Below are 19,586 nucleotides of genomic sequence, written 5' to 3'. Positions count from 1 at the left end.
CTACGATGGCATGCCATGGCCGCGCAGGAAGAAGATCTCGTCGTCGCACGCCCCGAGGGCCTGTACTGCCCGCCGGGCGATTTCTACATCGACCCCTGGCGGCCGGTCGCGCGCGCCGTCATCACGCACGCGCATTCGGACCATGCGCGCACCGGCCACGGCCACTACCTCGCCCACACCGACAGCGCCGGCACCTTGCGCGCGCGCCTGGGCGCCGACATCCCGCTGCAGACGCTGCCCTACGGCGAGGCGATCGAGCACCGCGGCGTGCGCGTGTCGCTGCATCCGGCCGGCCACGTGCTGGGCTCGGCGCAGGTGCGGCTCGAACACGGCGGCCGGGTCTGGGTCGCCTCGGGCGACTACAAGACCGAGCCCGACGGCACCTGCGCGCCCTTCGAGCCCGTGCCCTGCGACACCTTCATCACCGAGTCCACCTTCGGCCTGCCGATCTACCGCTGGCCCTCGCAGGCGCAGCTCATCGCGGAGATCGACGCCTGGTGGCGCGCCAATGCCGAGGCCGGCCGCGCCTCGGTGCTGTTCTGCTATGCCTTCGGCAAGGCGCAGCGCATCCTGCATGGCGTCGATGCCTCGATCGGGCCGATCGTCGTACACGGCGCGGTCGAGCCGCTCAATGCCGTCTACCGCGCCGCGGGCGTGGCGCTGCCGGCCACCTTGCGCGTCACCGATCCCGGCGTCGACGCGGCGCTGCTGAAGCGCGCGCTGGTGCTGGCGCCGCCCTCGGCGCAGGGCACGCCGTGGATGAAGCGTTTCGGCACCTATGCCGATGCCTTTGCGAGCGGCTGGATGCAGTTGCGCGGCACGCGGCGCCGGCGCGGCGTCGACCGCGGCTTCGTGATGTCGGACCATGCGGACTGGCCCGGGCTGCAGCAGGCGATCGCGGGCACGGGCGCCGAGCGCGTGTTCGTCACCCATGGCAGCGTGCAGGTGATGGTGCGCTGGCTGTCGGAGAACGGGCTCGACGCGCAGGGCTTCAAGACCGAGTACGGCGACGAGGACGACCAGGAAGCGCCACCGCCCGCCGGGGAGGCGGCGCCGGCATGAAGGACTTCGCCGCGCTCTACCGCGAGCTCGATGCCAGCACCTCGAGCCTCGCCAAGCAGGCCGCGCTGCAGCGCTACCTGCGCGCGGCCGATCCGGCCGATGCCGCCTGGGCCGTCTACTTCCTCGCGGGCGGCAAGCCGCGCCAGCTGGTGCCGACCAAGCTGCTGCGCCTGCTCGCGCAGGAGGCCGCGGGCCTGCCCGAGTGGCTGTTCGACGAGAGCTACGAGGCCGTCGGCGACCTCGCCGAAACCATCGCGCTGCTGCTGCCGCCGCCGAGCGAAACGCACGAGCTCGGGCTCGCGGCCTGGGTCGAGCAGCACCTGCTGCCGCTGCGCGAGGCCGCGAAGGCGGCGCCCGAGGAGCTGGCCGACAGGCTGCGCGCGCAGTGGCGCCGGCTCGCGGCCGAGGAGCGGCTGGTCTACTTCAAGCTCATCACCGGCGCCTTCCGCGTCGGCGTCTCGAAGCTGCAGGTCACGCAGGCGCTCGCGGCGGTCGGTGGCATCGATGCCAAGCGCGTCGCGCAGCGGCTCATGGGCTACACCCACATCGGCGCGCGGCCGCGGGCCGGTGACTACGGCACGCTGATCGCGCCCGAGTCCGATGCCGAGCAGGTCCAGAAGACCAGCGGGCAGCCCTATCCTTTCTTCCTCGCGCATCCGTTCAACCTGCCGCTCGAGCAGTTCGATGCGGCGCTAGGGCCGCCTTCGGACTGGATCGTCGAGTGGAAGTGGGACGGCATCCGCGCGCAGCTCGTGAAGCGCGCGGGCGTGGTGTGGCTGTGGTCGCGCGGCGAGGAGCTGGTGACCGAGCGCTTCCCCGAGCTCGCGGCGCTCGGCGAGGCGCTGCCCGACGGCACGGTGGTCGACGGCGAGATCGCCGTGTGGCGCGACGGCCGGGTGCAGCCTTTCGCCGAGCTGCAGAAGCGCATCGGCCGCAAGACGCTGGGCGCGAAGCTGCTGCGCGAGATCCCCGTGGTGCTGCTGGCCTACGACCTGCTCGAGTGGGAGGGCCGCGACCTGCGCGCGCTGCCGCAGGCCGAGCGCCGCGTGCTGCTCGACGAGCTGGTCGCGCGCCTCGCGCATCCGCTGCTGCTGCCGAGCCCGATGTTGGCCGGCGCCGACTGGGCCGATCTCGCGCGCCAGCGCGAGGCGGCGCGCAGCATGGGCGTCGAAGGGATGATGCTCAAGCGCCGCAGCGCGCAGTACGGCGTGGGCCGCACCAAGGACGTGGGCGTGTGGTGGAAGTGGAAGATCGATCCGCTGAGCATCGACGCGGTGCTGGTCTATGCGCAGCGCGGCCATGGCCGCCGCGCCAGCCTCTACAGCGACTACACCTTCGCCGTGTGGGACGGCCCGCCCGAACAGGCCGAGCGCAAGCTCGTGCCCTTCGCCAAGGCCTACTCGGGCCTCACCGATGCCGAGATGGCGCGCGTCGACGCGGTCATCCGCAAGACCACCATCGAGAGCTTCGGGCCGGTGAAGAGCGTCAAGCCCACGCTGGTGTTCGAGCTGGGCTTCGAGGGCATCGCGCGCAGCGCGCGCCACAAGAGCGGCATCGCGGTGCGCTTTCCGCGCATGCTGCGCTGGCGCGAGGACAAGCCGGTGCAAGAGGCCGACACGCTGCAGACGCTGGCCGCGCTGCTGCCGTCATGAGCAAGGCGGTCAAGGCGGCGCTCGACGCCTGGTTCGCCGCGCGCGGCTGGAAGCCCTTCAAGTTCCAGCGCGAGGTCTGGAAGGCCGTGGCGCAGGGCCGCTCGGGCCTGCTGCATGCGACCACCGGCGCGGGCAAGACCTACGCCGTGTGGCTCGGCGCGCTGCTGGCCCATGCGCAGGCCGCGCGGCCCCGCAAGGAGGGCGCGCGGCCGGCACCGCCGCCGCCGCTCACCGTGCTGTGGCTCACGCCGATGCGCGCGCTCGCGGCCGACACGCTGCGCGCGCTCCAGCAGCCGCTGGAAGCGCTCGGTGCCGGCGTGCAGCCCTGGAGCGCAGGCGCGCGCAGCGGCGACACCTCCTCGGCCGAGCGCAGCGCGCAGAACACGCGCCTGCCCACGGTGCTGGTCACCACGCCCGAGAGCCTGTCGCTGCTGCTCGCGCGCGCCGATGCCAGCGAGGTGCTGGGCCAGGTGAGGATGGTGGTGGTCGACGAGTGGCACGAGCTGCTCGGCAACAAGCGCGGCGTGCAGGTGCAGCTCGCGCTCGCGCGGCTTCGGCGCTGGAACGCGGGGCTCGCGGTCTGGGGCATGTCGGCCACGCTCGGCAACCTGCACGAGGCGATGCATGCGCTGCTGGGCCACGAGGACGGCGTGCTGGTGCAGGGCCAGGTGCCGAAGAAGCTGGTCATCGATTCGCTGCTGCCGGGCCGCGCCGAGCGCTTTCCCTGGGGCGGCCACCTGGGCCTCACGATGCTGCCGCAGGTGCTCGAGGAGATCGCGGCCAGCAGCACCACGCTGGTCTTCACCAACACGCGCTCGCAGTCGGAGATCTGGTACCAGGCGATGCTCGAGGCGCGGCCCGAATGGGCCGGCACCATCGCGCTGCACCACGGCTCGCTCGACCGCGAGGTGCGCGAGTGGGTCGAGCTGGGCCTGAAGAGCGGCGAGCTCAAGGCCGTGGTCTGCACCTCGAGCCTGGACCTGGGCGTCGACTTCCTGCCGGTGGAGCGCGTGCTGCAGATCGGCTCGCCCAAGGGCGTGGCGCGGCTGCTGCAGCGCGCGGGCCGCTCGGGCCATGCGCCGGGCCGGCCCTCGCGCATCACGCTCGTGCCCACGCACAGCATCGAGATGGTCGAGGGCGCGGCGGCGCGCGCCGCGATCGCCGAGGGGCACATCGAGGCGCGCCATTCGCCCGACCAGCCGCTCGACGTGCTGGTGCAGCACCTCGTGACCGTGGCGCTCGGCGGCGGCTTCGTGCCCGACGATCTCTACGAGGAGGTGCGCGGCACCGCCGCCTATGCCGGGCTCACGCGCGAGCACTGGGCCTGGTGCCTGGACTTCGTCGCGCAGGGCGGCGCCTCGCTCGCGGCCTATCCCGACTACAAGCGCGTGGTGCCCGATGCCGACGGCTTGTGGCGCGTGCCCGATGCGCGGCTCGCGCGGCGCCACCGCATGAACATCGGCACCATCGTGAGCGACGCGAGCATGGCGGTGCAGTACCTCGGCGGCGCGAAGATCGGCAGCGTGGAGGAGGGCTTCGTCGCGCGCATGAAGCCCGGCGACTGCTTCCTGTTCGGCGGCCGGCTGCTCGAGCTGGTGCGCATCCACGACATGACGGCCTGGGTGCGGCGCGCCAGCGGCCAGCGGCCCGCGGTGCCGCGCTGGAATGGCGGGCGCATGCCGCTGTCGAACACGCTGGCCGACGCGGTGGTGCAGCAGCTCGCGCTGGCCGACCAGGGCCTGTGGGAGTCGCCCGAGCTGCGCTGCGTGCGGCCGCTGCTCGAGCTGCAGCAGCGGTGGTCGGCATTGCCCACGCCGCGAACGCTGCTGGCCGAGACGCTGAAGACGCGCGAGGGCTGGCACCTGTTCCTCTATCCGTTCGCGGGCCGCCACGTGCACCTGGGGCTCGCGAGCCTGCTGGCCTGGCGCGTGGCGCAGCACGAGGCGCGCACCTTCTCGATCGCGGTCAACGACTACGGCTTCGAACTGCTGAGCGCGAGCGAGGTCGACTGGCCCGCGCGGCTGCCCGAGGTGCTCGGCATGCCGGCGGGCGACGCGGCAGAGGCGCACGAGGCACTGCTGCACGAGGTGCTGGCCTCGCTCAACGCGGGCGAGCTCGCGCAGCGGCGCTTTCGCGAGATCGCGCGCGTGTCGGGGCTGATCTTCCAGGGCTATCCGGGCGAGAAGCGCAGCAGCCGCCAGCTGCAGGCCTCGTCCTCGCTGTTCTGGGAGGTGTTTCGCAAGTACGACCCCGACAACGCGCTGCTCGCGCAGGCCGAGCGCGAGCTGCTGTCGCAGGAGCTCGAGATCGGCCGCCTCGCCGCCAGCCTCGCGCGCATGGGCACGCAGCAGCTGGTGCTGCGCGCGCTCGAGCGGCCGACGCCGTTCTCGTTTCCGCTGATGGTCGAGCTGTTCCGCGAGAAGCTGTCGAACGAGAACGTGGCCGACCGCATCGCGCGCATGGTCGAGCAGCTCGAGAAGGCGGCCGGCGGGGCCGTGACCGCGGGCGGTGCGGAGCGCGTGCGAAGCACGCTGGCCTTCGGGCAGGAGGGCGCCGCCCGGCCGCCGGCGCCGCGGCGCGAACGCCGGCGGCGGCCTTGACGCTTCAGCCGGCGCCGTGGGCCCTGGCCCAGCGCACGATGTCGGCCGCGCCCATCGCGCCGGCCTGCCGCGCGACCTCGCGGCCGCCCTTGAACAGCGCCAGGGTCGGAATGCTGCGGATGTTGAAGCGCGCGGCCAGCGCGGGCACGGCCTCGGTGTCGACCTTGGCGACGCGCACGCGCGGCTCGAGCTGCGCCGCGGCCTGCTCGTAGGCCGGCGCCATCTGGCGGCACGGGCCGCACCACGGGGCCCAGAAGTCGACCAGCACCGGGATCTCGTTGCGCGCGATGTGGCGGTCGAAGCTCGCCACGTCGGACAGCGCGGCCGAGTGGGCGCCGAACAGCGGCTTGTGGCAGTTGCCGCAGTCGGGCGCGCTGGCCAGTTGGGCCTCGCGCACCCGGTTGGTGGTGTGGCAGTGCGGGCAGACGATGTGCAGCGTGGGCGATTCGGTCATCCGGCAAAGCTAGGGGCGGCGCGGGCGAATTGCAAGTCGGACGCGACCGCCCGGTGCTTTTGCGACACTGGTCGGCGATGCGTTCCCTTTCCTCTTCTTCTTCCGCCTCGACGCCGCTGCCTCTCCAATGGGCGGGCGAAGCGGTGCAGTTGCTGCCCGAGCGCGCGCTCTGGTGGCCGGCCGGGCAGGCGCTGTTCGTCGCCGACCTGCACCTGGGCAAGGCCGCCACCTTCCGCGCGCTGGGCCTGCCGGTGCCGGGCGGCACCACGCTCGAGAACCTCGCGCGGCTCGACCTGCTGATCGCGCGCCATGCGCCACGGCGCCTGGTGTTCCTCGGCGACTTCCTGCATGCGGCGCCCGCGCGCGCGGTGCTGCCCGTGGTGCGGGAATGGCGCGAGCAGCATGCGGCGCTCGCGATGACGCTGGTGCGCGGCAACCACGACAGCCGCGCGGGCGATCCGCCGCCCGCGCTTCGCATCGAGGTGGTCGACGAGCCCTGGCTGCTCGGCCCCTTCGCCTGCTGCCACCATCCGCAGGCGCATCCCACGCACTTCGTGCTCGCGGGGCACCTGCACCCGGCGCGCCGGCTGCACGGGCCGGGGCGCGACAGCGTGCGGCTGCCGTGCTTCGTGCACGAGGAAGGGCAAGGGCAAGCACCAGGGCAAGGTCAGGCCGTGCTGCCCGCCTTCGGCGAGTTCACGGGCGGCTGGACCATGGAGTCGGCGCCGGGGCGGCGCTTCTATGCGGTGGGCGGATCGGCCGTGTGGGCACTGCCCGCGGCCGATTGAGCAAGCGGCTCAGAGCACCACGGGTTCGTCGGGCAGCTCGTTGCGGTCGGGTTCGTCGTCGCGCAGCGGGAAGTGCTCGACCAGCAGCGCCGACATCTCCTCGAGCGCCTGCGTGAGCCCGTCCTCGAAGCGGCCCTCGCGAAAGGCCGCGCCCATGCGCTGTGCCATCGCGCGCCAGTCGTCGTCGCTCACCCGCGCATCGATGCCGCGGTCGGCCACGATCTCGATCGCGTGCTCGGCCAAGAGCAGGTAGATCAGAACGCCGTTGTTGTGCTCGGTGTCCCACACGCGCAGCTTGCCGAACAGCGTGACCGCGCGCTGCCGCGCCGGCGCCTCGCGGCGCAGGTAGGACATCGGCAGGCCGGCCTCGATGCAGATGCGGATCTCGCCGCTGTGGCGCCGCTCGCTCGCGCCCACGCGCGCGGCCAGCCGCGCGAGCGCGTCGGCCGGCAGCACGCGGCGCACCGCGGCTTCGTCGATCCAGCGATGACGCCACATGCGGCCGAGTCTTGAGAAGAGGGTTGCCATGCTCACCAGTCTCCCGAGGCGCCGCCGCCGCCGAAATTGCCGCCGCCGCCCGAGCTGAAGCCGCCGCCTCCGCCCCCGCTGCGGCCACCGCCGCCGCCCCAGCCGCCACCTCCGCCGCCGCTCCAGCCACCGCCGCCGCCCCCGCTGCTCCAGCCGCCACCGCCGAAGCGTGCGAGGCCCGAGGCCAGCGAGACCACGAGCGCGACCATGCCCGCGAGCACCGCGATCACGAGGCTGGTGGTGAGGAAGAACGCGACCACGCCGATGCCGCCGCCCATGACCACCGAGCCCAGGGTCTTGCCGAGGATCGCGCGCACGATCGGCGCGCCGATGAAGACGCCGACGAACAGGAAGATCGCGAGGTTCTCCCAGTCGAAGCCCTGGCTGCTGCCGCCGCCGCCGTCGCGCGCGGGCTCGGGCAGCGGCTCGCCGTCGACCAGGCCGATCAGCCGGTCGACCGCGGCGTTGATGCCGCCCGCGAAGTCGCCGTTGCGAAAGCGCGGCTTCATCTCCTCGTCGACGATGCGCGCCGCCGCGAGGTCGGGCACCGCGCCCTCGAGCGCCTTGGCGGGCGCGATGCGCATCCGGCGGTCGTCCTTGGCGACGATCACGAGCAGGCCGTCGCCCACGCCCTTGCGGCCGATCTTCCAGGCATCGCCCACGCGCTGGGTGTAGCTCTCGATGTCCTCGGGCTGGGTGGTCGGCACCATCAGCACCGCGATCTGCGAGCCCTTGCGCTGCTCGAAGGCGGCGAGCTTGGTCTCGAGGCCGGCGCGTTGTGCGGCGTCGAGCGTGCCGGTCTGGTCGATCACGCGCGCCGTGAGCGCGGGCACCGGCAGCGGCGCCTGCGCGAAGGCCGGCAGCGCGGCCCAGCCGAGCGCCACGGCAAGGAACGCGGCCAGCAGGCGGCGGATCAGGGCTGCGGCCATCGGCGCAGCTTTGCCTTACTTCTTCGGCGCGCCGAAGTCGACCGTCGGCGGCACCGAGATCTGGGCTTCGTTCTGCACCGAGAAGTTGGGCTTGGGCGCGTAGCCGAAGACCTTGGCCGTGAGGTTGGTCGGGAAGCTGCGCGCGAGCACGTTGTACTCCTGCACGCTCTCGATGTAGCGGTTGCGCGCCACGGTGATGCGGTTCTCGGTGCCCTCGAGCGTCACGCGCAGGTCGCGGAACGACTGGTTGGCCTTGAGGTCGGGGTAGCGCTCCGACACCACCATCAGCCGCGACAGCGCCGAGGAGAGCTCGCCCTGGGCCTGCTGGAACTTGTTGAAGGCCTCGGGGTTGTTGAGCGTCTCGGGCGTGACCTGGATCGAAGTGGCCTTGGCGCGCGCCTCGATCACCTTGGTCAGCGTGTCCTGCTCGAAGGCCGCTTCGCCCTTCACGGTGGCGACGATGTTGGGCACGAGGTCGGCGCGCCGCTGGTACTGGTTGAGCACCTCGCTCCAGGCCGACTTGCTGGCCTCGTCGAGCGACTGGAACTGGTTGTAGCCGCATCCGCTCAGGGACAGGACCGCCGCGAGGATCAGGAGCCAGCGCTTCATCATCATTTGCATTACCTCCACAGAATGGGGCCGAAGTTAGCATAGGTGCTCCTATGTCCCTCGATCCGCTTCAAGCCCTGCGCGGCGCGAACCGCCCGGCGGTGCCCATCCCCGACGCCTCCGCCGCCTTCGGCACGCTGCTCATTGCCGGCGCCACCGGCGCGCTGGGGCAGGACCTGCTGCACCGCCTCGCGGGCAGCCACCGCCACGCCCATGTGCGCGTGCTGGTGAGCGAGCCCATGCACGACGGGCTGCCCGGCGTCGAGTCCTGCCTGTGCCCGCCGCTGCCCATCGAGCAGTGGCCGCCGACCTCGGCCCAGGCCGCGATCGTGGCCTTCGACGCGCCGCGCCTGTACCACGGCCGCGAGCGCGCGCTGTGGCTGCCCGACCCGGAGCAGCTGCCGGCGCTCGCGCGCTGGTTGCGCGCCTGCGGCGTGCAGACTCTCGTCATCGTGCAGCCGCACGACCAGGGCCGGCTGCCCGAGGCGCTCAAGCGCGGTCTCGCGAACCTCGACGAGCAGGCCGTGGTGGCCTGCGGCTTCGAGCGGCTGCTGATCCTGCGCTCGGCGCGCAAGCCGGCCGCGGCGCAGCGCGCGAGCCGCCCCGAGCGGCTGGCGGCCTGGATGCTCGGAACGTTGAGCTACATGGTGCCCAGCAGCGAGCAGCCGGTGCGGCCCTCGAAGCTGGCCGAACTGGTCGACCTCGCGCTGCGCATCGCGCCGCCGGGCGTGCACATCGCGGCGCCCGAGGTGGTGTGGCGCGCGGCGCAGCCCGGGGCGATGCAGGCGGTGGCGCGCGAGTGGCTCGGCGCGCCGGCCGAGGCGGCCTAGCCGCTCAGCCGCGCCACTGGCGCAGCAGCTCCCGCGATTCCATCACCAGCCCGAGGTGCAGCGACACCATCGCGAGCGCCGCGCTCTCGAGCCGCGTGTCGGTGCCGCGCACCAGGTCGCGCAGCACGATCACGCGGTAGTTGTGGTTGTTGGCGTCGAAGGCGGTGTTGAGCACGCAGCAGTCGGTGAAGCCGCCGTCGAGCACGACGGTCTCGATGCGCTGGTTGCGCAGCAGGAAGTCGAGGTCGGTGGGATAGAAGGCCGAGAGGCGCCGCTTGCTGTCCACGCGCAGGTCGCCGGGTTCCACGCGCGTGACCCACTCGGTCCACTTCGAGCCCTCGAGGGCATGCGCGTCGGCGTTCGGGATCTCGCCCACGTGCAGCGGGAAGGTGCGTCGCCAGGCGGCCGGAATGCCGCGCAGGTCGTCGCTGCCGTCGGGCCGCAGCACCGACTTCACATGCACGATGCGCACGCCGAGCGCGCGCGCTTCGTCGTGGAAGCCGTCGATCGGCGCCACCACCTCGCGCGCGCGAGGCGCCGGGCAGGGGCAGGCGGGATCGTCGTCGAGGTGGCCGCGGTGCATGTCGATCGAGACCACCGTGGTGGTCTTCGGATCGAGGTAGTCGGCGAAGCGCGCCGCCTCGAGCTCGCGCGGCTCGTCGTAGACCCAGGCCTTCAGCGTCATCTTCTTTCCTCCCGCACATAGGCCTGGCCGAGGGCGCCGGGCTCCTCGTCGGCGCCGCGCCGCGACAGCGCCACCCAGACCATCACGCCGAGCGTCACCGCGTAGGGCGTCATCATCACGAAGTACTGCGGCAGCCGAACGCCGGCCGCCGCCAGCTGCGGGATCAGCGCCTCGATGCAGCCGAACAGCAGCGCGCCCACCAGCGCCTTCCACGGCGACCAGCGCGCGAAGATCACCAGGCCCACCGCGATCCAGCCGCGCCCGCCGGTCATGCCCGCGATCCACAGCTTGGTGCTGACCACCGAGATGTAGGCGCCCGCCAGGCCCACCAGCGCCGAGCCCGCGAGCACCGCCGCGAAGCGCCAGGCCGGCACGCGGATGCCGGCCGCGTCGGCCGCCTGCGGGTTCTCGCCCACGGCGCGCAGCCGCAGGCCGGTGGCGGTGCGCGCGAAGAACCAGGCCACCGCGCCGAACAGCGGCAGCGTGAGCCACACCATCGCGTTCTGCTCGAACAGCCGGCCCACGCCCGGCAGCAGCGACAGCGGCCACAGCCCCATCGCGCCGATGCCCTCGGTGGCATGGTTGGTCCACCCGGCCAGGCTGCCGACCAGCGCCGTGAGCCCCTGGCAGAAGAACACCAGCGCCAACCCGGCGATCACCTGGTTCACGCGCAGCCAGATCACCATGACCGCGAACAGCACCGACACCGTGGCCGCCGCCAGCATCGCGAGCGCCAGCGACACCGCGGGCTGGCCGATCGCGATCTGCGCGCCGATGCCGGCCAGCGCGCCCACCAGCATCAGCCCCTCGGCGCCGAGCGAGAGCACGCCCGCGCGTTCGCTGAGGATCAGGCCGAGGGCGGCCAGCGCATAGGGCACCGCGAAGTCGGGCGTGCTCGCGAGCCAGTTGAGGATCACGCCGCCGTTCATGGCGCGGTCTCCGTGCCGACGCGGCGCAGCCGGTGGCGGATGAAGAAGTCGCTCGAGGCGACGCACACCACGATGATGGCCTGGATCAGCTGCACCATCGAGAACGGCACCTGGTAGAACACCTGCAGGCTGCGCCCGGTGACGAACAGCGTCGCCACCAGCAGCGCCACCACCGTGGCCGCGAGCGGGTTGTTGCGCGCGAGGAAGGCGATCAGGATGCCCGAGAAGCCGTAGCCCTGGTAGAAGGCCTGCGTGAGCCGGCCCTCCTGGCCCGCGGCGACCGCGAAGCCCGCGAGCCCGGCCATCGCGCCCGACAGCAGCACCGCGCCGTAGATCGTGCGCCGCACCGGCACGCCGTTGGCATGCGCCACGCGCGGGTTGGCATCGACGAAGCGCAGGTACAGGCCCGCGCGGCTCACGCCCACCAGCCACCAGGCCAGCAGCGCGACGATGCCCGCGAGCAGGATCGCGCTGCCGATGCCGGCCCCGAGCTCGGGCAGCCGCTCGAAGGCGCGGAACTGCGGCGAGTAGGGGAAGCTGTCCTTCGGATCCTTCCAGGCGCCGTAGACCAGGTGCAGCAGGAAGTTGGCCGCCATGTAGTTGAGCATCAAGGTCGAGATGATCTCGTTCACGCCCAGCCTGAGCTTGAGCCAGGCGGGCCCGAGCACCCACAGCAGGCCGCAGCCGATGGCGGCCGCGAACATCAGCGGCAGGCGCAGCGGCTCGGGGCCGAGCTGCCAGATCGAGACGGCGGTCGCGCCGATGGCGCCCCAGATCATCTGGCCCTCGAGCCCGAGGTTCCAGAAGCGCGCGCGAAAGGCCAGCGAGCCCGCGAGGCCGACCAGGATCATCGGCGCGGCCTGGAACAGCACGGCGCGGAAGTTCTGGCCGTCGAGGAAGGTCTGGGTCACGAACTCGTTGGCGAGCTCGTCGGCCGGCACGCCCGCGGCCACGAGGATCGCGGCCGAGATCGCGAAGCCCGCGGCCAGCGCGGCCGCGAGGATCAGCGCCTGCCAGCGCCAGGCCATGTGCTGGCGGATCTCGAGCGCGTAGCGGCGGCGTGCCAGCGGCTGCACGCGGTGCGGTGCCGTGCCGCGCGCGGTGTCGGGGGCGAGCGCGGCTTCAGCCATGGTCCACCATCGCCTGTCCGATGGCCTGGCGGTCGGCCGGCTGCGCGAACTCGCCCGCGATGCGGCCGCGCGTCATCACGCCCACGCGGTCGGCCAGCTGTAGCACCTCGTCGAGGTCCTCGCTGATCAGCAGCACCGCGGCGCCGCCGTCGCGCGCGGCGCGCAGCCGCGCATGCACCTCGGCGCTGGCGCGCACGTCGAGCCCGCGGCTCGGGCTGTGCGCGAGCACCAGCGCGGGCGACTTGCCGAACTCGCGCGCCAGCACCAGCTTCTGTGCGTTGCCGCCCGACAGCAGCGCGGCCTTCTGCGCCACCGAGCGCACGCCCTGCACGTCGAAGGCGCGCACCGCCTCCTGCGTGTCGGCCTGGATGCGGCCGCGCCGCAGCCGCCACACCGGGCCGTAGCGGCCCGTGTGCACGCGGCCGATGGCGTAGTTCTCGGCCACCGACAGCCCGCCCGCGAGCGCGAGCCCGTAGCGGTCGGCCGGGATCGCCGCGATGCCGAGCCCGCGCCGCGCCGAAGCGGCCATCGCCTTCAGGTCGCCATGGCCCTCGAGCCGGATCTCGCCCTCGACGGCCTCGCCCGGCAGGCCGAGGATCGCGCCGGCCAGCTCGCCCTGGCCGTTGCCGCCGACGCCGGCCAGGCCGTAGATCTCGCCCGCGTGCAGCGCGAGGTCGACGCCGTCGAGCACGCGGCGCCCCTCGGGCGAGGCGGGGGTGCGCAGGCCGCGCACCGACAGGCGCACCGCGCCGCGCGCCGAGGGCGCGAGCCGGAAGGCCGAGGCCGCGACCGCCTCGCCCACCGTGAGCTTCACGAGTTCGGCGACCGACGCATCCTGCGGGCGCAGCGTGGCCACGGTGCGGCCGCCACGCATGACGGTCACGCGGTCGGCATAGGTCTTCACGTCGGCCATCTTGTGCGTGACCAGCACCACCGCGGCGCCGCCGCGCGCGAGCCCCTGCACGGTCTGCAGCAGCCGCGCGGCCTCCTGGTCGGTCAGCACGGCGGTGGGCTCGTCGAGGATCAGGATGCGCGCGCCCGCGAGCAGCACCTTGAGGATCTCCACGCGCTGCTGCTCGGCGATCGAGAGCGTGTCGACGCGGCGCATCGGGTCGATGTCGAAGCCCAGCGCCGAGGCCTTGTTGCGGATGTCGCGCGCGATGTCGCGCAGCCGCTCGCCATGGCTTCGGAACTCGGCCGAAGGCGGGGCGGTCAGCAGGATGTTCTGCGCCACGGTGAAGGGCCGCACCAGCTTGAAATGCTGGTGGACCATGCCGATGCGCTGGCGCGCCGCATCGCGCGGACCGGCGAAGCGCACCGCGTTGTCGTCGACCAGCAGCTGGCCCGCCTCGGGCGCATAGAGGCCGGCCGCGATGTTCATCAGCGAGGACTTGCCCGCGCCGTTCTCGCCGAGCAGCGCATGCACCTCGCCCCAGCGCGCGGCGAAGTGCGCGTCGGTCAGCGCCGCGAAGCCGTCGAAGGATTTGCGGATGCCGGTGAGTTCGAGCGCGTTGGGCATGGGGGCGGAACTCCTCGCGGCCTACTTCTGCGTGACCACGCCCTTGACGAACCAGTCCATCTTCCAGAGGTCGGCATCGGACAGCACGGCGCCCTTGGCCACGCGCTCCTTGCCGTCGCGGTCGGCCAGCGGGCCGGCGTAGATCTGCTTGCCCTTCATGAGCGCGTCGCGCTCCGCGGTGATCAGCGCGGCCTTGTCCTTGGGCACGGCCGGGCCGAAGCCCGCGATGTCGGTGCCGCCGTCCTTCATCGAAATGAAGGCGCCGTACTCGGCGGGTTTCCAGTTGCCGGCCATGACCTTCTTGAGCTCGGGCGTCAGGAAGCGGTCCCACACCCAGACCGAGGAGCACAGCGTGGCCTTGGGCGCGAACTGGCGCAGGTCGCGGTGGTGGCCGGTGCCGTAGACGCCACGCTCCTGCGCGACGATCTGCGGCGTGGGGCTGTCGACGTGCTGGCCGATCACGTCGGCGCCCTGGTCGATCAGCGCGGCGGCGGCCGCGCGTTCCTTCACGGGGTCGTTCCACGCGCCGGTGTAGATCACGTTGACGGTGGCGTTGGGGTTCATCTTCTGCGCGCCGAGCGCGAAGGCGTTGATGGTCCAGTTCACCACGCCGAAGGGATTGGCCGCGACGAAGCCCAGCTTGCCGCTCTTGGAAGCCGCGCCCGCGGCCATGCCGCACAGGTACTGGCTCTCGTAGGTGCGGCCGTAGAAGGATTCGAGGTTGCGGCCGTTGGTGGTGCCCGAGCCGTTGAGGAAGGCGACGTCGGGGTACTTGGCGGCCAGGTCCTTGAAGCTGTCGGAGTAGCCGAAGGCCGTGCCGATGACGATGTTGGCGCCGCGCTGGATGAACTTCTCGGCCGCGGGCTTGATGGCCGAGGCGTCCTCGGGCACGTTCTCGACGAACTGGATCTTCTGGCCGAGTTCCTTCTCGATCTTCACGCGCGCTTCGTCGAAGGCCTGGGTCCAGCCGCCGTCGTTCTTGGGGCCGAAGTAGAGCATCGCGATCTTGGGCTTGTCCTTGAGCGTGAAGCCATCGGCGGCGGCCGCGGGCAGCGCCGCGAGGGACGCTGCGCCCGCCGCGAAGGTCAGGGCGAGGCAGGAAACGGGAGTGCGCGGCATGGAGCAACCTTTCGAGAGAGGCATGGCGGAAGGGGCCGGGAAGAAGAAGGAGAGCGAGCAGGCGCGAGGAGGCCGCGGGCGCGTCACAGCATGAAGTTGATGCGGAACACGTTGCCCTCGGGATCGAGCAGCACCGACTGGTACCAGTCGTAGTAGGTGCGGTAGGGCGCCTTGACGAGCGTGGCGCCGGCCTCGAGCGCGATCGGCACCATCCGGTCGACCTCGTCCTGGCTGTCGACGTCGATGTTGAGCAGGAACTTCACGCCGCGCGTGTCGGCGAACTCGGCGAGCTGCAGCAGTTCGTAGACATCGAGCGCGTTGAAGCCCAGGCTCGACTTGCCGGTGTCGAGGCCGCGGAAGATCGGCGATCGGATCGCCTCGATCTCGGGGAAGCCGAACACGCGCTGGTAGAAGCCGCTGAGCGCGACCACGTCCTTCGCGAAGACGTTGACGTAGGACAGGTGGGCCATGTGCTCTACGCCGTCACCTTGGTGCCGCCGAAGGTCGTCTGCTTGACGAACTTCGAGGTCAGGTGGTCGCCCGAGGAGATCGGCGCGTACTTCGGTTGTTCGCCGGGCGCGAGGCAGCTCGGCAGGCACTCGACCATCGCGTCGTAGTTGGGCTGGTGGAAGAACACCAGCGACTGCCGGCGGTTGGTGCTCGCCACCTCGAAGGGCGGGTTGATCACGCGGTGCAGCGTCGACACCCACTGGTCGTTGGTCCACTGCATCATCAGGTCGGCGATGTTGACGACCAGGCCGCCCTCGACCTGCGGCACGTCGACCCACTGGCCGGCCTTGTTGAACACCTGCAGGCCCTTGTCGTCGGGCAGCACGATGGTGAGGCTGCCGTAGTCGCTGTGCGCGCCCGCGCGCAGTTGGCCCGGCAGCGGCTGCTCGCGCTGCGGCGGATAGCTCAGCACGCGGAACATGCTGATGTGGCGGTCGATCTTGTCGTCGAAGAAGCGCTCGGGCAGCGCGAGGCCGAGCGCGAACACGCGCATCAGCGAGCGCGAGAGATCGCTCATCGCCTCGAAGTAGCCCTCGTAGGCTTCGCGGAAGCCCTCGATCGGCGGCCAGCTGTTGGGCTCGAAGTGCGGGCCTGCGGCGGGACCGCGGTGGTAGTCGTCGTCGGGCACGTTCGAGGGGCCGATCGAGAACGACTCCTTGAGGTCGCCCGGTGCCGCTTCCTCGAGGCTGTACGAGAGGCCTTCCTCGCCGACCGCGCTGTAGCCGCGCACCGCGTCCTCGCGCGGGCGGTCGACCTTGCGCTTCTCGGCCAGGGGCAGCTCGAAGAAGCGCCGCGACAGCGAGGCCACGCGTTCGATCAGCTCGGGTGCGATGCCGTGGTTGGTGATCACGAGGAAGCCGATGCTGCGGCAGGCTTCGTCGACTTTGTGCGCGACCTCGGCCTTGCCTTCGGCGGTGCCGGCGAAGTACGGCGCGAGATCGATGATGGGAACGGACAGCAGGGTCATGGCGAATGGCTCCATGGGCTTGGCATGCCTTTCGCCATGCAACGTCTGTGCCAGTTGGACCAAATGGACAAATCGCTTTCGTCGCGTCAGCATGGTGCGCGCCGAGGCCTGGTCAACACCGGCGCGACGCGGTGCGATGCATCGCGGCCTTACAGTGGTGCGCGTTCCGAACCAACGACCGACGAAGACAGAAAGAGCGAGGGAAGATGCCGAAGACCAAGGCGCTGGCCGCGGCCAGCCACAGCGAGAAGCCGAGCCGCAAGCCCGCCGTGCGCAGCGCGTCGGCGGTGAACCGGCGGCTGCGCCAGATCGAGAACAAGCGCAGCGCGATCCTGGGTGCGGCGCTCGGGCTGTTCTCGCGCTTCGGGCTGCACGGCACCTCGATCGACCAGGTGGCCGCGCGCGCCGACGTGTCGAAGAGCAACCTGCTCTACTACTTTGCGAACAAGGAAGAGCTCTACGTCAACGTGCTGCGCGACCTGCTCGCGCTGTGGCTCGAGCCGCTGCGCGGCTTCAGCGCCGAGCAGGATCCGCGCGAGGCGATCGGCGACTACATCCGCCGCAAGCTCGTGATCTCGCGCGACCGGCCCGATGCCTCGCGCCTGTTCTGCCTCGAGATGATCCAGGGCGCGCCGCTGCTGCGCGACGAGCTCGATCGCGAGCTGCGCACGCTGGTGGAGAAGAAATCCGAAGTGATCCGCGCCTGGGTCGAGGCCGGCAAGCTCGCGCCGGTCGATCCGCCGCACCTGATCTTCGCGCTGTGGGCGATCACGCAGCACTACGCCGACTTCGGCGTGCAGGTGCAGGCGCTGTCGGGTCACACGCTGGAAGACGAGGGCTTCTTCGAGCGCACCGTGGAGAACGTGCAGCGCATCGTGCTGCAGGGCATCGAGCCGCGTTGAGTTCGCGGCTTCAGTGCGGCGGCGCCGCGATCTCGTGATAACGCCGATCGAAGTAGATCAGCCCCTGCGCCGCGCCGCCGATGGCGATGGCCACGGCTTCGCAGAACAGCACGTCGTGCGTGCCCGCGCTGGTGGCGTGCATCACGCGGCAGTCGAAGGAGACGGCCGCGTCCTCGAGCATCGGCGAGCCGGTGGCATCGCGGCGCCAGCGGCCGGCGGCGAAGCGCTCGTCCATCGGCGTGCGGCCGCCGAACAGCGCGGACAGCGACTGGTGGCCCGCGGCGAGCACGTTCACGCACAGCACGCCGTTGGCCTTGAAGGCCGGGTACACCGAGGCCGAGCGGTTGAGGCACACGAGCAGGGTCGGCGGCTCGTCGGTCACGCTGCAGACGGCCGAGGCCGTGAAGCCGGCGCGGCCCGCGGGACCGTCGGTGGTGATGATGTTGACGGCCGCGCCGAGTCGCGCCATCGCGTTGCGGTAGTCGGCTTTCTGCAGGCCGGATGGCAAACCGGCGGGCATCGGAGCGCAGGCCATGGCGTGTTGCATGCCGAGGGCTTTCAGGCCAGCACGCAGGCCTCGTCGAAGCCCAGGCGCGGCAGGCGCCCGAACAGCTTCGACGCGTCGCCGTGGCCGAGGTTGATGAGGAAGTTGACGGTCCAGTCGCTGCCTTCGAAGAAGGCGGCGTCGACCTTGGCCTTGTCGAAGCCCGACATCGGGCCCGCGTCGAGCCCGAGCGCGCGCGCCGCCAGCAGCAGGTAGCCGGCCTGCAGGCTGGCATTGCGGAAGGCCGTCTCGTGCGCGGCCTCGGGGCTGCCGGTGAACCAGCTGCGTGCATCGGCATGCGGGAACAGCGTGGGCAACCGGTCGTAGAACCTGCGATCCCAGGCGGCGATGACGGTGACGGGCGCGCTCATCGTCTTCTCGAGGTTGCCCTTGGACAGCGCGGGCGCGAGCCTTGCCTTGCCTTCGGGCGTGCGCACGAACACGAAGCGCGCGGGCGAGCAGTTGGCCGAGGTCGGGCCGAGGCTGGCGAGCGCATGCAGTTGCCGCAGCTGCGCGTCGGACACCGGTTCGCCGGTCCAGCCGTTGTGGCTGCGCGCGGCGGTGAAGAGCAGCGCGAGCGCCGCGTCGTCGAGCGAAGTGGAAGTGGTCATGCGATGGCGGCGGGTGCGGCGACCCGCGAGAGGAAATCGAGCAGGCCGCGGTTGAAGGCCGCGGCCTCGGTCACGCTGTGGGCATGGCCGCCATGCGCGACGAAGTCGAGCGTGACGTCGCGCAGGCCGTCGGCCAGGTGCTGCGAGCAGGTCCAGGGCACGAGCACGTCGTCCTTGGCGGCCGCGATCAGCGCGGGCGCGGCGATCTCGCCGAGGCGCGCGGCCACGTCGAAGGCGCGCAGCGCGCCGATGCGCGCGCGCATGTTGGCTTCGCCCGGAAAGTGCGCGAAGGCATGGTCGACCTCGTCGGCCACGCGCTGCGCATGCTCGGCGGCCCAGGCCGCGGGGTACAGGAAGATCGGCTGCGCCTCGACATAGGCGCGCGCGCCGCAGGCGCCGAGCAACGCGAGCCGCGCATCGAAGCAGCGCGCCGAATGCGGATTGGGGCGGGCCCACGCGTTGACGAGCACCAGGCTCGCGATGCGCGCGGGTGCGTCGAGCGCCAGCTGCAGGCCCACGAGGCCGCCGAGCGCGTGGCCCGCGAAGTGGCACTGCGCGGTGTGCGTGGCATCGAGGATCTCGAGCACATCGCGCGCCATGTCGGCGATCGCATAGGCCTCGGGCAACGCGGCGGGGCTGCGGCCGGTGCCGCGCTGGTCGTAGACGATGACGCGGTGGCCGGCGGCGATCAGCGCGCCGAGCTGCGGCTGCCAGAAGCCGGCCGAGCCGCCGAGGCCCGACGACAGCAGCACGGTGGCCGCGGCATCCGAAGGGCCATGCACCTCGTAGTGCAGGGTGCTCATCGAGCTCAGGCCTTGCGGCCCACGTGCGCGATCGAGGCGATCTCGATCAGCGCGTCGGGCTTCACCAGGCCGCACTGGATGCAGAAGCGCGCCGGCTTGGTACCGGGGAAGAACTCGGCATAGACCGCGTTGATCTTCGCGTAATCGGCCCAGTCCTTGATCATGATCTGGTTGAAGGTCACGTCGTCCATGGTGCCGCCCGCGGCCTCGACCACGCCCTGGATGGTGGCGAGCACATGGCGCGCCTGCGCGGCGGCGTCGCCGAGGTGGACCACGTTGTTGTCCTTGTCGAAGGGCAGCGTGCCCGAGACGTAGAGCACGCCGTCGGCGAGCGTGCCGGGCACGTAGGGGGCGAGCGGCACGCCGGTGCCGGGCGGGATGATGGCTTGCTTGGGCATGGGAAGGCTCCTGGAGA

General features: G+C 71.7%; 21 protein-coding genes. 6 read left to right on the top strand and 15 right to left on the bottom strand.

The window, feature by feature from the left end; translation table 11 throughout:
- The first annotated feature begins 15 nt into the window (after positions 1–15).
- From AC07RM_RS36850 to AC07RM_RS36840, 3 genes are read left to right on the top strand one after another with little or no spacing between them, the layout of a single operon-like run.
- Positions 16–1,062, top strand: a complete 1,047-nt coding sequence (locus AC07RM_RS36850) for a ligase-associated DNA damage response exonuclease (protein WP_495337640.1) — start codon at positions 16–18, stop codon at positions 1,060–1,062.
- Complete coding sequence (locus AC07RM_RS36845; RefSeq protein ID WP_495337639.1) at positions 1,059–2,714, top strand: ATP-dependent DNA ligase; 1,656 nt, start codon at positions 1,059–1,061, stop codon at positions 2,712–2,714. The genes AC07RM_RS36850 and AC07RM_RS36845 overlap by 4 nt, the downstream gene beginning before the upstream one ends.
- Positions 2,711–5,314, top strand: coding sequence for a ligase-associated DNA damage response DEXH box helicase (locus AC07RM_RS36840; RefSeq protein WP_495337638.1), 2,604 nt, complete (start codon positions 2,711–2,713; stop codon positions 5,312–5,314). The genes AC07RM_RS36845 and AC07RM_RS36840 overlap by 4 nt, the downstream gene beginning before the upstream one ends.
- Before the next feature lie 4 nt (positions 5,315–5,318).
- Here AC07RM_RS36840 and trxC read toward each other — a convergent pair whose 3' ends face one another.
- Positions 5,319–5,768 carry a thioredoxin TrxC gene (trxC, locus tag AC07RM_RS36835; RefSeq protein ID WP_495337637.1) on the bottom strand — a complete coding sequence of 150 codons (450 nt, stop codon included), beginning with the start codon at positions 5,766–5,768 and terminating at the stop codon, positions 5,319–5,321.
- A gap of 77 nt (positions 5,769–5,845) precedes the next feature.
- Between trxC and pdeM the strand changes: the two genes are divergently transcribed.
- Complete coding sequence (pdeM, locus tag AC07RM_RS36830) at positions 5,846–6,556, top strand: ligase-associated DNA damage response endonuclease PdeM (protein WP_495337636.1); 711 nt, start codon at positions 5,846–5,848, stop codon at positions 6,554–6,556.
- Between the two features lie 9 nt (positions 6,557–6,565).
- Here the strand turns inward: pdeM and AC07RM_RS36825 are convergent, their stop codons facing one another.
- The 3 genes from AC07RM_RS36825 to AC07RM_RS36815 are packed head-to-tail and all read right to left on the bottom strand — an operon-like array spanning position 6,566 to position 8,628.
- Positions 6,566–7,084: a TPM domain-containing protein gene (locus AC07RM_RS36825; RefSeq protein WP_431511184.1), complete on the bottom strand. Its 519-nt coding sequence runs from the start codon at positions 7,082–7,084 to the stop codon at positions 6,566–6,568.
- A gap of 2 nt (positions 7,085–7,086) precedes the next feature.
- Positions 7,087–8,013, bottom strand: a complete 927-nt coding sequence (locus tag AC07RM_RS36820) for a TPM domain-containing protein (RefSeq protein ID WP_495337635.1) — start codon at positions 8,011–8,013, stop codon at positions 7,087–7,089.
- 15 nt (positions 8,014–8,028) lie between these two features.
- The gene (locus AC07RM_RS36815) at positions 8,029–8,628 is read right to left on the bottom strand and encodes a LemA family protein (protein ID WP_371268851.1); all 600 of its coding nucleotides are present in this window, start codon (positions 8,626–8,628) and stop codon (positions 8,029–8,031) included.
- 47 nt (positions 8,629–8,675) lie between these two features.
- On the opposite strand from AC07RM_RS36815, the gene AC07RM_RS36810 reads away from it, so the two are divergent.
- Positions 8,676–9,452 (top strand): hypothetical protein, encoded by a 777-nt coding sequence (locus AC07RM_RS36810; RefSeq protein WP_495337634.1) that lies wholly within the window; start codon positions 8,676–8,678, stop codon positions 9,450–9,452.
- Between the two features lie 4 nt (positions 9,453–9,456).
- Here AC07RM_RS36810 and AC07RM_RS36805 read toward each other — a convergent pair whose 3' ends face one another.
- From AC07RM_RS36805 to AC07RM_RS36775, 7 genes are all read right to left on the bottom strand, one after another.
- Positions 9,457–10,131, bottom strand: a complete 675-nt coding sequence (locus AC07RM_RS36805) for a cysteine hydrolase family protein (RefSeq protein WP_495337668.1) — start codon at positions 10,129–10,131, stop codon at positions 9,457–9,459.
- Positions 10,132–10,133: 2 nt separating this feature from the next.
- A complete protein-coding gene (locus AC07RM_RS36800) occupies positions 10,134–11,066 on the bottom strand; it encodes an ABC transporter permease (protein ID WP_093350352.1) in 933 nt (310 codons plus the stop codon).
- Complete coding sequence (locus AC07RM_RS36795; protein WP_495337633.1) at positions 11,063–12,196, bottom strand: ABC transporter permease; 1,134 nt, start codon at positions 12,194–12,196, stop codon at positions 11,063–11,065. The genes AC07RM_RS36800 and AC07RM_RS36795 overlap by 4 nt, the downstream gene beginning before the upstream one ends.
- Positions 12,189–13,715 (bottom strand): ABC transporter ATP-binding protein, encoded by a 1,527-nt coding sequence (locus tag AC07RM_RS36790; protein WP_495337632.1) that lies wholly within the window; start codon positions 13,713–13,715, stop codon positions 12,189–12,191. The genes AC07RM_RS36795 and AC07RM_RS36790 overlap by 8 nt, the downstream gene beginning before the upstream one ends.
- A gap of 21 nt (positions 13,716–13,736) precedes the next feature.
- Positions 13,737–14,834: a BMP family ABC transporter substrate-binding protein gene (locus tag AC07RM_RS36785; protein ID WP_495337631.1), complete on the bottom strand. Its 1,098-nt coding sequence runs from the start codon at positions 14,832–14,834 to the stop codon at positions 13,737–13,739.
- A gap of 83 nt (positions 14,835–14,917) precedes the next feature.
- Positions 14,918–15,304 (bottom strand): VOC family protein, encoded by a 387-nt coding sequence (locus AC07RM_RS36780; protein WP_495337630.1) that lies wholly within the window; start codon positions 15,302–15,304, stop codon positions 14,918–14,920.
- Positions 15,305–15,309: 5 nt separating this feature from the next.
- Positions 15,310–16,311 carry an isopenicillin N synthase family dioxygenase gene (locus tag AC07RM_RS36775; RefSeq protein ID WP_093350926.1) on the bottom strand — a complete coding sequence of 334 codons (1,002 nt, stop codon included), beginning with the start codon at positions 16,309–16,311 and terminating at the stop codon, positions 15,310–15,312.
- 206 nt (positions 16,312–16,517) lie between these two features.
- Between AC07RM_RS36775 and rutR the strand changes: the two genes are divergently transcribed.
- Positions 16,518–17,213 (top strand): HTH-type transcriptional regulator RutR, encoded by a 696-nt coding sequence (gene rutR, locus AC07RM_RS36770; protein ID WP_093350367.1) that lies wholly within the window; start codon positions 16,518–16,520, stop codon positions 17,211–17,213.
- Positions 17,214–17,223: 10 nt separating this feature from the next.
- On the opposite strand, the gene rutF is transcribed toward rutR, so the two are convergent.
- Genes rutF through rutC form a run of 4 tightly spaced genes read right to left on the bottom strand, consistent with a single transcriptional unit; the run spans position 17,224 to position 19,569 of the window.
- Complete coding sequence (gene rutF, locus AC07RM_RS36765; protein WP_495337629.1) at positions 17,224–17,760, bottom strand: NADH-dependent FMN reductase RutF; 537 nt, start codon at positions 17,758–17,760, stop codon at positions 17,224–17,226.
- A gap of 11 nt (positions 17,761–17,771) precedes the next feature.
- Positions 17,772–18,368: a malonic semialdehyde reductase gene (locus AC07RM_RS36760; protein WP_495337628.1), complete on the bottom strand. Its 597-nt coding sequence runs from the start codon at positions 18,366–18,368 to the stop codon at positions 17,772–17,774.
- The gene (gene rutD / locus AC07RM_RS36755) at positions 18,365–19,171 is read right to left on the bottom strand and encodes a pyrimidine utilization protein D (protein ID WP_495337627.1); all 807 of its coding nucleotides are present in this window, start codon (positions 19,169–19,171) and stop codon (positions 18,365–18,367) included. Before rutD ends, AC07RM_RS36760 begins: the two co-directional genes overlap by 4 nt.
- 5 nt (positions 19,172–19,176) lie before the next feature.
- Positions 19,177–19,569: a pyrimidine utilization protein C gene (gene rutC / locus AC07RM_RS36750; protein WP_495337626.1), complete on the bottom strand. Its 393-nt coding sequence runs from the start codon at positions 19,567–19,569 to the stop codon at positions 19,177–19,179.
- Between the last annotated feature and the right edge of the window lie 17 nt (positions 19,570–19,586).

The sequence above is a fragment of the Variovorax sp. GW821-FHT09B05 genome, from assembly GCF_059418265.1.
This window is presented reverse-complemented; position numbering and strand designations above follow the sequence as displayed.